The 13,581-nt window shown below is 71.2% G+C and carries 14 protein-coding genes; 8 read left to right on the top strand and 6 right to left on the bottom strand.

The annotated features are described in order from the left end of the window. Positions 1–5: 5 nt before the first annotated feature. On the bottom strand, positions 6–1,247 hold the full coding sequence (locus tag DEJ13_RS09495; RefSeq protein ID WP_056124422.1) for a glucose-1-phosphate adenylyltransferase: 1,242 nt from the start codon (positions 1,245–1,247) through the stop codon (positions 6–8). A 47-nt stretch (positions 1,248–1,294) separates the two neighbouring features. Between DEJ13_RS09495 and glgA the strand changes: the two genes are divergently transcribed. The 3 genes from glgA to DEJ13_RS09480 all read left to right on the top strand — a co-directional run bounded on the left by glgA (position 1,295) and on the right by DEJ13_RS09480 (position 3,755). Further along, complete coding sequence (glgA, locus tag DEJ13_RS09490; protein WP_111106267.1) at positions 1,295–2,491, top strand: glycogen synthase; 1,197 nt, start codon at positions 1,295–1,297, stop codon at positions 2,489–2,491. Between the two features lie 124 nt (positions 2,492–2,615). After that, positions 2,616–3,398 carry an ABC transporter ATP-binding protein gene (locus tag DEJ13_RS09485; RefSeq protein WP_056124428.1) on the top strand — a complete coding sequence of 261 codons (783 nt, stop codon included), beginning with the start codon at positions 2,616–2,618 and terminating at the stop codon, positions 3,396–3,398. 108 nt (positions 3,399–3,506) lie between these two features. Then, positions 3,507–3,755, top strand: a complete 249-nt coding sequence (locus DEJ13_RS09480) for a type B 50S ribosomal protein L31 (protein WP_017887280.1) — start codon at positions 3,507–3,509, stop codon at positions 3,753–3,755. 191 nt (positions 3,756–3,946) lie between these two features. Here the strand turns inward: DEJ13_RS09480 and DEJ13_RS09475 are convergent, their stop codons facing one another. Then, positions 3,947–4,693, bottom strand: a complete 747-nt coding sequence (locus tag DEJ13_RS09475; protein ID WP_056124432.1) for a 3'-5' exonuclease — start codon at positions 4,691–4,693, stop codon at positions 3,947–3,949. 49 nt (positions 4,694–4,742) lie between these two features. After that, positions 4,743–6,455 (bottom strand): maltose alpha-D-glucosyltransferase, encoded by a 1,713-nt coding sequence (gene treS, locus DEJ13_RS09470; protein ID WP_056124435.1) that lies wholly within the window; start codon positions 6,453–6,455, stop codon positions 4,743–4,745. 95 nt (positions 6,456–6,550) lie between these two features. Here treS and DEJ13_RS09465 point away from each other — a divergent pair, with 95 nt between their 5' ends. Next, entirely contained in the window at positions 6,551–7,513 is a 963-nt protein-coding gene (locus tag DEJ13_RS09465; RefSeq protein WP_111106266.1) for an alpha/beta fold hydrolase, read from the top strand. A 5-nt stretch (positions 7,514–7,518) separates the two neighbouring features. Beyond that, positions 7,519–8,586, top strand: a complete 1,068-nt coding sequence (locus DEJ13_RS09460; RefSeq protein WP_111106352.1) for a glycosyltransferase family 4 protein — start codon at positions 7,519–7,521, stop codon at positions 8,584–8,586. A gap of 52 nt (positions 8,587–8,638) precedes the next feature. Here the strand turns inward: DEJ13_RS09460 and DEJ13_RS09455 are convergent, their stop codons facing one another. Next, entirely contained in the window at positions 8,639–9,397 is a 759-nt protein-coding gene (locus DEJ13_RS09455; RefSeq protein WP_111106265.1) for a hypothetical protein, read from the bottom strand. 165 nt (positions 9,398–9,562) lie between these two features. On the opposite strand from DEJ13_RS09455, the gene DEJ13_RS09450 reads away from it, so the two are divergent. Next, positions 9,563–9,778, top strand: coding sequence for a hypothetical protein (locus DEJ13_RS09450; RefSeq protein ID WP_056124441.1), 216 nt, complete (start codon positions 9,563–9,565; stop codon positions 9,776–9,778). Between the two features lie 28 nt (positions 9,779–9,806). Here DEJ13_RS09450 and DEJ13_RS09445 read toward each other — a convergent pair whose 3' ends face one another. Together DEJ13_RS09445 and DEJ13_RS09440 are read right to left on the bottom strand one after the other, a co-directional pair. After that, complete coding sequence (locus DEJ13_RS09445) at positions 9,807–10,445, bottom strand: histidine phosphatase family protein (protein WP_111106264.1); 639 nt, start codon at positions 10,443–10,445, stop codon at positions 9,807–9,809. Between the two features lie 7 nt (positions 10,446–10,452). After that, entirely contained in the window at positions 10,453–11,307 is an 855-nt protein-coding gene (locus DEJ13_RS09440) for a Sir2 family NAD-dependent protein deacetylase (protein ID WP_111106263.1), read from the bottom strand. A 106-nt stretch (positions 11,308–11,413) separates the two neighbouring features. Here DEJ13_RS09440 and DEJ13_RS09435 point away from each other — a divergent pair, with 106 nt between their 5' ends. Further along, positions 11,414–12,232 carry a TrmH family RNA methyltransferase gene (locus DEJ13_RS09435; RefSeq protein WP_111106262.1) on the top strand — a complete coding sequence of 273 codons (819 nt, stop codon included), beginning with the start codon at positions 11,414–11,416 and terminating at the stop codon, positions 12,230–12,232. Positions 12,233–12,346: 114 nt separating this feature from the next. After that, positions 12,347–13,579 carry a D-alanyl-D-alanine carboxypeptidase family protein gene (locus tag DEJ13_RS09430; RefSeq protein WP_111106261.1) on the top strand — a complete coding sequence of 411 codons (1,233 nt, stop codon included), beginning with the start codon at positions 12,347–12,349 and terminating at the stop codon, positions 13,577–13,579. Positions 13,580–13,581: the final 2 nt, after the last annotated feature.

The following is a 13,581-nucleotide window of genomic DNA, read 5'->3' as shown; positions in this document are numbered from 1 at the left end:
CGGGGCTACGCCTCGACCCGGACGCCCTTGCCCACGACGGTGATGCCCGACTCGGTCACGGTGAAGCCCCGCGCCTCGTCCGCCGCGCGATCGACGCCGACGCGGGCGCCCGGTGCGAGCACCACGTCCTTGTCGAGGATCGCCCGGTTCACGACGGCCCCGGCACCGATGGTCGCGCGCTCGAACACGATCGAGTCGAGGACCTTCGAGCCGGAGTCGGCGGTGCACCACGGCCCGATGACGCTGCGTTCGAGCTGCGCACCGGACATCAGGCAGCCGAGCGACACGATGGAGTCGACGGTCGACCCCGTGTTGCCGTTGCCGTCGCGCACGAACTTGGCCGGCGGCAGGTTGGTCTGCTGGTTGAAGATCGGCCAGTCGGTGTTGTACAGGTTGAAGACCGGCACGGGCGCGATGAGGTCCATGTGCGCGTCGTAGAACGAGTCGATCGTGCCCACGTCGCGCCAGTAGTACTTGTCGCGGTCGTTCGAGCCGGGGACCTCGTTGCGCTGCAGGTCGTACACGCCGGCGTCGCCGCGGGACACGAAGTCCGGCACGATGTCGCCACCCATGTCGTGGTCGCTCGTCTCGATCTGTCCGTCGCGCAGGACGGCGTCGACCAGTGCGTCGGCGTTGAAGACGTAGTTGCCCATCGACGCCAGGATCTCGCCGGGGGAGTCGGCGAGCCCGACGGCGTCCTTCGGCTTCTCGAGGAACGCCTCGATCTTCGTCGGGTCGTCGTCGGCGACCTGGATCACGCCGAACTGGTCGGCGAGGCCGATCGGCTGGCGGATGGCCGCCACGGTCGCGTTCCGGCCCGACGCGATGTGTGCCTCGACCATCTGCGAGAAGTCCATGCGGTAGACGTGGTCCGCGCCGACCACGACGACGATGTCGGGCCGCTCGTCACGGAGCAGGTTGAGCGACTGCAGGATCGCGTCGGCCGACCCGGCGAACCACCGCTTGCCCAGGCGCTGCTGCGCGGGCACGGACGCGACGTACGACCCGAGCAGGCCCTCCATGCGCCACGTCTCGGCGACGTGCCGGTCGAGGCTGTGCGACTTGTACTGCGTCAGGACGACGATCTTCTGCAACCCGGAGTTGACCAGGTTGGAGAGGGCGAAGTCGACGAGGCGGAAGTTCCCGCCGAACGGGACAGCGGGCTTCGCGCGGTCGGCAGTGAGCGGCATGAGCCGCTTGCCCTCGCCTCCGGCGAGGACGATGCCGAAGACCTTCTTTGGTGCCATGGGGTTCACAGTAGGCGTCCGGAGTGTGAACCCGTTACGTTGAGTCCGTGCGAGTCGATCTACTGACCAGGGAGTATCCGCCGGAGGTCTACGGCGGAGCGGGTGTCCACGTGGCCGAACTGACCGCGGCCCTGCGGTCCGGGACCGACACCGAGGTGCGGGTCCGTGCCTTCGGCGCGTTCCGCGACGAAGAAGGTGTGTGGGCCTACCGCACCCCCGAGGGTCTCGCTGACGCGAACGGCGCGCTGCAGGCACTCGGGACCGACGTCCAGATGGCCGCCGACGTCCAGGGCGCCGACATCGTGCACTCGCACACCTGGTACGCCAACGCCGCTGGCCGTCTCGCCCAGCTGACGCACGGCATCCCACACGTCGTCACCGCGCACTCGCTCGAGCCCCTCCGTCCGTGGAAGGCCGAGCAGCTCGGCGGCGGCTACCGTCTGTCCAGCTGGATGGAGCGCGAGTCCTTCGAGCAGGCCGACGCGGTGGTCGCGGTGTCCAAGGCGATGCGTGCCGACATCCTGCGGTCGTACCCGTCGATCGACCCGGCCAAGGTGCGCGTCGTCTACAACGGGATCGACGTCGAGGCCTGGCAGCCGCAGGTCGACCACGACGCCGTCCGTGCGCTCGGCATCGACCCCGACCGCCCGAGCGTCGTGTTCGTCGGACGGATCACCCGACAGAAGGGCCTGCCGTACCTGCTCCGCGCGGTGGCGTCCCTGCCGCCCGAGGTCCAGGTCGTGCTGTGCGCCGGCGCGCCGGACACCCCGGAGATCCTGGCCGAGGTGACCGGCCTCGTCGAGGACCTCCGCCAGCAGCGTGACGGCGTCGTCTGGATCGACCGGATGCTCGCCCACGACGAGATCGTGAAGGTCCTGACGGCCGGCACGGTCTTCGTCTGCCCGTCGATCTACGAGCCCCTCGGCATCGTGAACCTCGAGGCCATGGCCTGCGGCATCCCGGTCGTCGGCACCGGCACCGGCGGCATCCCCGAGGTCGTCGCCGACGGCCTGACCGGGCGGATTGTCCCGATCGACCAGGCCACCGACGGCACCGGCACCCCGACGGACCCCGACAAGTACGTCGCCGACCTGGCGGCCACCCTCAACGAGGTCCTGTCGGACCTGGGGCTGGCCAAACTGATGGGCCGCGCCGGCCGCCTGCGCGTCGAGACCGAGTTCACCTGGGCCGCGATCGCGAAGCGGACGCGCGCGGTCTACGACCAGGTCCTGGCGGCTCGTTGAGCCGACCACCGTCCCGGCTCTGACAGGAGGCCCGGGTGACGTCCGTGACGGACGTCACCCGGGCCTCCCGTCACGTCCCGGCGTGTGGGCGTTGCGGGCAGCCGCGCTCGCGTAGGGTTGGGGCATGCCCTCGGTTGTGCGCTTGTCAGACGTGTCCGTGGTCCGGAACGGGGCCACCATCCTCGACGGCATCTCGTGGGAGGTGCAGGACGACGAGCGCTGGGTCGTGCTCGGCGCGAACGGCGCCGGCAAGACCACGCTGCTGCAGGTCGCGGGGGCGCAGAGCTTCCCGACGTCGGGCGAGGTCGAGGTCCTGGGGACCGAACTCGGCGGCGCCGACCTGTTCGAGCTGCGGCCCCGGATCGGGTTCGCCTCGACCGCCCTCGCGCGTCGCATCCCGGTGACCGAGAAGGTCATCGACGTGGTCCTCACGGCGGCGTACTCGGTCACGGGTCGCTGGAACGAGGAGTACGAAGAGCTCGACGTGCGTCGCGCGCAGCGGGTGCTCGACGAGTGGGGCCTCGGAGCCTTCACCGACCGGACCTTCGGCGAGCTCAGCGACGGCGAGCAGAAGCGGGTGCAGATCGCCCGGGCCGTGATGACCGACCCCGAGATCCTGTTCCTCGACGAACCGGCCGCCTCGCTCGACCTCGGCGCCCGCGAGAGCCTCGTCCGGACCCTCGGGGGCTACGCGCAGAGCTCCGACTCACCCGCGATCGTCATCGTGACGCACCACGTCGAGGAGATCCCCGAGGGCTTCACGCACGCGCTGGTCCTGGCCGACGGGCACGTCCAGGCCGCCGGGCCGATCGACGAGGTCCTGACCGCCGACACCCTGACGACGGCGTTCGGGATCGACCTCACGGTCACGAAGGACGCCGGCCGGTTCACGGCGCGCGCCGCCTGAGCCTGCTCCACATCGCGCTCTCCGTCTGGTAACGTGGACGGCTGGCGTGAGCCACTGACTTCCGGGGCATCCGCCTCTCTCAACACGCAATCCACACCGAGGAATCTCATGAAGACCGACACCCACCCCGAGTACCGCGCCATCGTCTTCCGCGACCTGGCTTCCGGTGAGACGTTCCTGACGCGTTCGACCGCGAACAGCGACAAGACCATCGAGCTCGACGGTGCGACCTACCCGGTCATCGACGTCGAGATCTCGTCCGCCTCGCACCCGTTCTACACGGGCAAGCAGCGCATCCTCGACTCGGCCGGCCGCGTCGAGAAGTTCAACCAGCGCTTCAAGGGCTTCTCCAAGTAAGCAGCCTCGCGCGGTGAACGGGCGGTCCTCCTCCGGGAGGGCCGCCCGTTCTGCATTCGCAGTCGTCGCGTGCGTGTGCGGCGGCGCGGATCGGCGTCGCACAACGGAAACCGGCTCGAACCAGGGACGCGCCTGGTTCGAGCCGGTTTTCGTTGTGCCGAGCCGTTCGACACCGCGGGAACGCGGGCCGGTCAGTCGGCGGTGCGGTGGGGCCAGCGGCCGTCGGCGACGAAGGACGGGTCGCGCTTCTTGCGCATGTACTCCTGGAACGAGACCGCCTGGTCGGCGCACCACGCCACCTGCTTGCGGTGCAGTTCCTCGGCGGAGACGGTGAGGTCGTCGGGGTACTTCGCCGCGATGGCCTGCGCCACGCGTCCGGCGGCGATCGCGTCGGCCCCGGCGTCGTGCGCGTCGGACAGCGTCACGCCGTACAGCTCGGCGGCCGCTTCGAGCGTGCGCTTGCCCTTGCGGTAGGTGTCGAGCGCCTTGTCCATGACGAGCGGGTCGACGACGTTGCCGATCACGGGGGAGGCGATGCCGTGACGCTTGGCCTCACGGTCGAGCAGCGTCAGGTCGTACGGCGCGTTGTAGATCACGAGCGGGATGCCCCGGGCGAACACGGCCTCGACTGCCGCGACGATCTCGGCCACGACCTCGCCGGCCGGTCGGCCGTCGGCCTGGGCGCGCTCCGTGCTGATGCCGTGCACCGCCGAGGCCTGCTCGGGGATGGGCACCCCGGGGTCGGCGAGCCACGAGCCCTCGACGATGCTGCGACCGGTCATGTCGATCAGGCCGACGTGCGCGGTGACGATCCGGGCGGTCTCGACGTCGATGCCGGTGGTCTCGAGGTCGAACACCCCGAGCGCGTGCCACCAGGGCCGGGTCGAGAGGTCCTGCGCCGGTGCGGGCGAGTCGAGCTGTGCGGTGGGGAACGTCACGCTCGTCAGGCTAACGCGACACACCGACACGCCCCGCGCGACCCGCCTGTCAGGCGTTCGGCGCGGCGCCTACGTGCAACCAGTAGAACGACTGCGTCCCCAGTGTCAGCGTGACCTTGCCCTCGTCGTCGAACGACGGGAACGAGCTGCCACCGAACAGGTCGTACAGGGGACGCCCGGCGAACTGCGGCGCCGTGATCGTGGTCGTGGTCGGGTTCACCGTGAACGAGAACACGCAGAGGACGTCCTCGGCGGAGGGCCCGAACTGGGTGCCGGAGCCCTCCCACGAGCGGACGAAGGCGAGCACGCTCTCGTTGTCGGTGTCCTGCACCGCGAGCGACCCGAGGCCGAACACCGGGTGCGCCTTCCGCACGTGGATGACGTTGCGGACCCAGTGCAAGAGCGACCGGGACTGGGCGAGCTGGGCCTCGACGTTGACCTGCGCGTAGTTGTAGACGAGCGACTGCACGACGGGCAGGTAGAGCTTGCCAGGGTCAGCGGTGGAGAACCCGGCGTTGCGGTCCGGCGTCCACTGCATCGGCGTGCGCGAGGAGTCGCGGTCCGGCAGCCAGATGTTGTCGCCCATGCCGATCTCGTCGCCGTAGTACAGGAACGGCGAACCGGGCAGCGAGAACAGGAGCGCGTGGATGAGCTCGAGTTCGGCGCGGGAGTTGTCGAGCAGCGGCGCCAGACGACGGCGGATGCCGATGTTCGAGCGCATGCGCGGGTCGTAGCCGTACCAGCCGTACATGGCCTGGCGGTACTCCTCGCTGACCATCTCGAGCGTGAGCTCGTCGTGGTTGCGGAGGAACACGCCCCACGCCGCCGACGCGGGCACGTCGAGGGTCTCCGACAGGATCGCCTTGAGCTCCGACGCGTGCTGCGCGCGGAGCGAGTAGAAGATGCGCGGCATCACCGGGAAGTCGAACGCCATGTGGCACTCGGGCTCCTCGTCGGTACCGAAGAACGCGGCGGTCTCGCGGGGCCACTGGTTCGCCTCGGCGAGCAGGACGCGACCGGGGTACTCGTCGTCGACCATGAACCGGAGCTTCTTGATGAACTCGTGGGTCTCCGGCTCACCCTCGCCGTTGCCCTCCTCCGACTCGAACAGGTAGGGGATGGCGTCGAGCCGCAGTCCGTCCACGCCCAGGTCGAGCCAGTGCCGCACGACGTCGTACACGGCCTCGACGACGGCCGGGTTCTCGAAGTTCAGGTCGGGCTGGTGCGAGAAGAACCGGTGGAAGAAGAACTGCCGGCGGACCGGGTCGAACGTCCAGTTCGACTCCTCGGTGTCGACGAAGATGATGCGGATGTTGGAGTAGTCCTCGTCGGTGTCCCGCCAGACGTAGAAGTCGCCGTACGGGCCGTCCGGGTCCTCGCGGGACTGCTGGAACCACTCGTGCTGGTCCGACGTGTGGTTGATCACCATGTCGATGACGATGCGCATGTTGCGCTCGTGCGACTTCGTGACGAGCTCGCGGAAGTCGTCGAGGGTGCCGAACTCGGGCAGGATCGCCCGGTAGTCGGCGATGTCGTACCCGCCGTCGCGCATCGGCGACTTGAAGAACGGCGGGAGCCAGAGTGCGTCGACGCCGAGCCACTGCAGGTAGTCGAGCTTGCCGATCACACCCTGGATGTCACCGATGCCGTCGCCGTTCGAGTCGACGAACGAGCGGATCATGCACTCGTAGAACACCGAGCGCTTGTACCACTGAGGGTCGAGGGTCAGTCCGGGCAGCTGGATCGGGGCTGTGAAGGTCAACCGTGCTCCTCGTCGAAAGTCGGCGGACCCGTGAAACGACCCGCTCCGGACACGATAGGCGGCTGCTGCCGAGTGCGTTCCATAGACTGGCGCGGATGCAACCGCCGGTCCTGTCCCCGTACTCGTCGCTGATGGCCGCGACGCCCGTCGTGCACCGCGCTGTCGAGGTCGACGGCCGCACCACGCACTTCTGGGAGTACGGCCCCCGACACGCCACGCAGACCGTCCTGGCGGTGCACGGCTTCCGCGGTGACCACCACGGACTCGAGTCGATCGCGGCCCACCTGACCGGCGTGCGGGTGATCGTCCCGGACCTGCCCGGCTTCGGCGTGTCCGACCCGCTGCCGACGTCCGACATCGACGGGTACGTCGGTTGGTTGCGTGGGTTCCACGGGGCGCTCGGTCTCGACCGGACGGCCGTCGTCCTCGGGCACTCGTTCGGCTCGATCGTGGTGTCCGCCGCCGTCGCCGCCGGGCTCGACACCCGGCTGCTCGTCCTGGTCAACCCGATCGCCGCACCCGCACTGCAGGGTCCCCGCGCCGTCGGCACCGGCATCGCGATCGCCTACTACCGCGCCGGGGCCGCCCTGCCGCGGCCGATCGGTCTCGGGATCCTGCGGAACCGCGGCATCGTCCGGGCGATGAGCGTCGCGATGCTGAAGTCGCACGACCCGGCGATGCGCCGATGGGTGCACGACCAGCACGACCGGTACTTCTCGGCGTTCGCGAACCGCACGAGCGTGCTCGAGGCGTTCCGCACCTCGGTCACCCACGACGTCTCCGAGTACGCCGACCGGATCCGCGTGCCCGTGCTGCTGATCGCGGCCGAGCGCGACGACATCACCGCGCTGCCGGAACAGCGGGCGCTGGCGGCCCGCCTGCACGACGCCGAGCTCGTCGTCGTACCGGACGTCGGGCACCTGGTGCACTACGAGACGCCCGCCGCCGCTGCCCAGCCGACCCTGCGCCGGATGGCCGACCCCGTCCGGAAGGCACCGCGCCCTGCCAAGCCGGGTCGGGCCTCCAGGACGAAGCCGACCCAGGGCGAGGGATCGTGACGCGCCTGCGGATCGGGATCGACTGCCGGTACGTCCGGATCGGCCGGCACGACGGCATCAGCCGGTTCACCGCCGGCGTCGTCGCCCACCTGCCGGACCGGCACGACGTCGTGCTGCTGGTGAGCGACGAGCGCCAGCGCGAGTCCCTGCCGGCGGAGCTGCCCTGGGAACTGGTCCCGGCGCCCACCGAGCCGGGGGAGCCGCTGGTGGCGCGGCACGTGAACCGTCTGGGCCTCGACGCGGTGTTCTCGCCCATGCAGACCATGGGGTCGCGCGGACGCCGCTACGCGCTCGTGCTGACGCTCCACGACCTGATCTACTACCGCAACCGCACGCCCCCGCGCGAGTTCTCCTGGCCGATCCGGCTCGGTTGGCGCGCATTCCACCTGGCGTGGTGGCCGCAGCGCATGCTGCTGAACGGCGCCGACGGGGTCGTCACCGTCTCGGAGACCACCGCCGGGCTGATCGCCGAGCACCGGCTGACGCGGCGTCCGGTCACCGTCGCGTACAACGCCGCCGACCCGGCGGCGGTGCGTCCTGCCGACGGGCCGCGCGAGCGGTCGTTGGTCTACATGGGGTCGTTCATGCCCTACAAGAACGTCGAGACGCTCGCGGCGGCGCTGCCGCTCCTCGGCGCGGACTGGACCCTGCACTGCATGTCGCGCGTGTCGGACGCCGACCGGGCGCGTCTCGACGCCCTGGCACCGGGGGCGGTCGTGTTCCACGACGGTGCCTCGGACCAGGAGTACCTCGACACGCTCCGATCAGCGACCGCGCTGGTGACGGCGTCGTACGACGAGGGCTTCGGCATCCCGCTGGTCGAGTCGATGGGCGTCGGCACGCCGGTGGCGGTCAGCGACGTCCCGATCTTCCGCGAGATCGGCGGCGACGTCGCCGAGTACTTCGACCCGTCGTCGCCGTCGGCGGTCGCCGCGGCGGTGCGCCGACTGGAGGCCCGGTGGGCGTCCGCCTCGGCGGCGTCGGTCACACAGGCGGCCCGGTTCCGGTGGGCGGACTCGGCCGAGCGCGTGCTGCAGGCGGTCGAGCGGGCGGTCGCGGACCGAGCGCGCTGACCGCGTCTCGCCGACCGCGCGCGCTGACGCGGCCCGCGGGCTGGCGGGCCGGTCAGCTCTTCGCCGCGGTGACCTGGATCTCGGCGGCGGGGAACACCCGGTGGACCGCGTCGGTCACCTGCGCCCGGACGGCTTCGACGTCGACGCCGGTCGGGCCGGCGACGACCGTGACGCGCTGGTCGGTGGGCTCATCGGCGCGTCCGGTGTCGCTCGCCACCCACACGCACCGCACCTGCTGGACGCCGGCGGTGCCGGCGACCGCCTGCGCGACGGACAGCCGCTGCTCGGTGCGTTCCCGCGACCGCGACACGCCCACGTCGGCGGTACCCAGGTCGAGGACCGCCCAGATGGTGACGCCGTTGCCGCTCGTCGCCGCGGCCGACGCGCTGAGCTGGTCGACCAGTGCCGTCTGCGCTGCCGGGTCGATGGCCGTGCCAGCGCTCACCCGGGCCGTGACGTCGTAGCTGGCGAACGAGGTCTTCGTCGGTTCGTCGGCGCTGGCTGCGGTGACGTGGTCCAGGGTCTGGGCCTGGGTGACGAACCGGTCGCCGGCGGCCTGCGGGCGGGGGAACACACCGCCGACCCCGTTCTGCACGCCGCCGACGATCATGCCGAGCGCCACGACGATGACGACGGCGACGACGACGAGTCCGACCAGCAGGAGCGACCATGACCGCACGCGCTGCGGGGTCGTGCGGACCGGGACCGACGCCGTGTCCGGGCCGAACGCACGCCCGAGGTCGTCGTCCTCGTCCTCCTGGGCGAGCCAGTCGCGGTGGCGGCCGTGCTCGCCGGGTCCCTCAGTGGTCATCCCGCCCCTTCCGCGCCGGAGCCGCGTGCCGGTCCCGGTGCAGGGGATGCTAGTCCGGCCCGCGACGTCGTTCGCCCTGCTCGCGACAACGATCCGGCAACGACCCATGGAGCGGTAGCGTGGGGGACCGGCGGTGCACAGCTGCCGGTTTGAGCAGGGGGTGCCATGTCGGTCTGGTTGACGGTGTCGATCGTGTTCGTGCTCGTCGTCGGGGTCGCCCTGGTCGTGGCGCTGTCGGCATCGCGTCGGGCGAAGCGGCTGCAGCACCTCGGGGACCCACTGGCTCCTCGCACCGACGAGGGCGGGCACGCGGAGCGCACGGCCCAGGCGCAGGGTGCACGACCGGACGGCGCCACGGGGTTCCCGGGCGGACCGTCCTGATCGACGGGACCGCCGGTCGCGACGGCGGTCAGCTGCGGCGCTCGAGCGGGTTCTGGTAGTCGGAGGCGTACTTGCCGGGAGCGTCCGAGACGTCCTCGATCGGGTCGTCGAACTCCACGAGTTCGGCGTGGAATCGCTCAGGGTCCCAGCGGAACGAGTGCACCGACCCGTTGCGGATCGGTGTGTGCACACGGTCTGCCGTGCCCGGTGCCGCCGCGTTGACGACGCTGCGGATGACGGCGCCGTGCGTGGCCACGACGACCACGCCGCCGTCGAAGCGGATCGCGATCTCGCCGAGCGTCTCCGTGACGCGAGCCAGCAGCGCCGAGCGGGACTCGCGTCCGGGGATGACGTCGTCCGGGTACTGCGCCAGGACCTGGTCGTCGGTGAGTCCCTCGGCGTCGCCGTACGAGCGCTCGGCGATTCCCGGGTACGCGGCCGGCTCGGGCAGTCCCAGGCGGGCGGCGATGATCGCGCCGGTCTCGGCAGCCCGGGACAACGGCGACGCCACGACCGCGTCGAAGCGGCGTCGTGCCAGCAGCTCGGCGGTGGCGGCGGCCTGCGCCCGGCCGGTGTCGTTGAGCGGGATGTCGGTCGAGCCCTGGATGCGGCGTTGCGCGTTCCAGTCGGTCTCGCCGTGCCGGACGAGGTACAGGTGGGTCGTCACGCGTCGATCATCGCAGAACGAGCCGGTCGGCCAGTTCCTGCAGCGTCTCGGTCGTGCCGGCGTCGATCTTGACCGCGGCGCGGCGGTCACTGCGGGTCGCGCCGCGGTTCACGATGACGACGGGGTGCTTGCGGCGTGCGGCGTGGTCGACCAGGCGGACGCCGGAGTTGACGGTGAGCGAGGACCCCACGACGAGCAGGGCGTCGGCATCGGCCACGAGCGAGACGGACTCGGCGAACTTCTCGGTGGGCACGAACTCGCCGAAGAACACCACGTCGGGCTTGAGGACGCCGCCGCACACCGAGCACGCCGGCACGACGAAGCGCTCGACGTCGGTGATCTCGACGTCGCCGTCGGGCTGGAGCACCACCGAGCCGGGTTCGTCGATCCAGGGGTTGAGCGTGTCGAGCGTGGTGGCGAGGTCGGCCCGCGCGAAGACCTGTCCGCAGGTCAGACACAGCGCGCGGTCGGTCGACCCGTGGATCTCGACGACCCGCCGCGACCCGGCGCGCAGGTGCAGCCCGTCGACGTTCTGCGTGACGATGCCCGTGACGACCCCGGCGCGTTCGAGCGCTGCGAGGGCCCGGTGCCCGGCGTTCGGTGCGGCGGCCGCGAAGGTCCGGTACCCCAGATGCGAGCCGGCCCAGTACCGCTGCCGTTTGGCGGGGTCGGCGCGGAACTCCTGGAACGTCATCGGCTTGCGCACCACACGGCCCGCGCCGCGGTAGTCCGGGATGCCGGAGTCGGTGCTCAGCCCGGCGCCGGAGAGCACCGCGATGCGCTTGCCCGCGAGCAGCTCGGCGACCCGGTCGAGGTCGTCAGCCGTCTCGGTCGCACCGCTCGTCGCGTCGCTCGTCGCCATCGGGTCCACGGTACCCTCAACAGCCGACCGTCCCCGCCCCTTCCCGCGCCGCCGGCACGGGACCGGCTCGCCGCCGGGGCGCGGACACGACCAGGAACCGAGCCCCGTGCACACCGTCCGCATCGACACCCTCGACGATCCCCGCCTCGACGACTTCCAGCGGCTGACCGACGTCGCCCTCCGGCGGGTCACCGAACCCGAGGGCGGGCTGTACATCGCCGAGTCCAACACCGTGATCGAGCGCGCGGTGCGGGCCGGACACGTCCCCCGCAGCGTCCTGGTGCAGGAGAAGTGGCTGGACGACGTGCTGCCGCTCGTCGCGGACCACGACGGGCCGGTCTTCGTCGGCCCCGACGCCCTGCTCGAGGAGCTCACCGGGTTCCGGATGCACCGCGGTGCGATCGCGTCGATGCAGCGTCCCGAGCTGCCGAGCGTCGCCGAGGTCGTCCGTGACGCGCGACTGGTCGTGGTGCTCGAGGACATCGTCGACCACACCAACGTCGGAGCCGTCTTCCGCAGCGTCGCCGGGCTCGGGGCGGACGCCGTGCTCGTGAGCCCGCGGTGCGCCGACCCGCTGTACCGGCGGAGCGTCCGGGTGAGCATGGGGACGGTCCTGCAGGTCCCGTGGACGCGCATCGGTGACTGGCCCCACGCGGGCGAGGAACTCCGCGCCGCGGGCTTCCACCTGGCGGCGATGGCGCTGACCGACCGCTCGGTCGACCTGGACGCGTTCGCCCGGGACGTCCCCGAGCGGGTCGCGCTCGTGATGGGCACCGAGGGGCAGGGGCTGACGCCGGCCGCGATCGCCGCCGCCGACACCACCGTGCGCATCCCCATGCACCACGGGGTCGACTCGCTCAACGTGGCCGCGGCGAGCGCCGTCGGACTGTGGGCGGTCGCCGCCGCCCAGCGCGCGTTGCGCTAGCCGGCGGTCGCGCGTCCCGGTCGTCCGTCCACACCCTGGAGGCCCGGAGCGGCTTCTCCACAGACCGGCGGTTCCCCAGATGGCCGGTACCGCCCCCCGGTACGCTCGGGTGTCGTGTCACGAGTCGTCCGCCGCCCCCGTTCCGCCGTCCGCCGGCCGGTGACCATCTCGGTCGTCGCGGTCCTGCTGCTGGCGATCGGGTACCTGGTCGCTGCGGCGCTCGTGCCGTTCTCGCCGGCGAGCGCCTCGACCACGTCGTACGCGGCGCCCACCGCGACCCTGCCGGCGCTGTCCTTCCCGTCCTACGGGGCCACTGCGGTCGAGGCCACTGACTTCCCGGAGAGCCTCCGCACCGGTGGGGACACCAAGCCCCGGTCGATCGCGAGCATCTCGAAGGTCGTCACGGCGCTGGTCGTGCTCGACGCCAAGCCGCTCGCACGGGGACAGGCCGGCCCGACGATCGCGTTCACCCCGGAGATGCAGGGGCTGTACGCCAAGTACCTCGCGGTGAACGGCGAGGTCGCGCCGATGCCTGCCGGGTTGCAGCTGTCCGAGTACCAGACGCTGCAGGTCATGCTCATGAAGTCGGCGAACAACTACGCCGGCTCCCTCGCCATCTGGGCGTTCGGGTCACTCGACGCCTACCAGAAGGCGGCGACGACCTGGCTCGACGACCACGGGCTCGACGACACCACGATCCACGAGCCGACCGGCCTCGACGCCGGCAACACCTCGACCGCGACGGACCTGGTCGACCTCGGGCAGCTCGCGCTCGCGAACCCCGTGGTGAAGGAGGTCGTCGGCACCAAGACCGTGACGGTGCCGGACGTCGGCGACATCGAGAACTCGAACAAGCTGCTCGGGATCGACGGCGTCGAGGGCATCAAGACCGGCACCCTCGACGAAGCCGGGGCGTGCCTGCTCTTCGCCGCGACCTACGAGCGGGGCGGCCGCACGGTCACGGTGATCGGCGCGATGCTCGGCGGGGTGGACCACGACGCACTCGACTCGGACGTGCAGCGGCTGCTCCACTCGGTCGCCGACAACTTCCACGTGGTGACGCTGACCCACGCGGGACAGTCCTTCGGCACGTACTCCACCCCGTGGAAGGACGAGACCGACGCGGTCAGTGCCAAGGCCTCCGAGGTGCTCGTCTGGGGGCGGACCTCCGTGCGGGCGAAGGCACAGCTCGATTCGGTGACGCTCGGGACGAAGGGCGAGCGCGTGGGTCGGGTCCGGTTCACGATCACCGACCACGCGCCGGTCTCGGTGCCGCTGGTGCTCGAGCAGGCGATCCCCGACCCGGGCATCTGGTGGCGGTGGACCAACCCGTTCGAGGGCGCCTGAGC

It is taken from the genome of Curtobacterium sp. MCLR17_007, from assembly GCF_003234655.2.
Classification (GTDB): Bacteria; Actinomycetota; Actinomycetes; order Actinomycetales; family Microbacteriaceae; genus Curtobacterium.
Note: the sequence above shows the minus strand (reverse complement) of the source record. Positions and strands in the feature narration are given on the sequence as shown.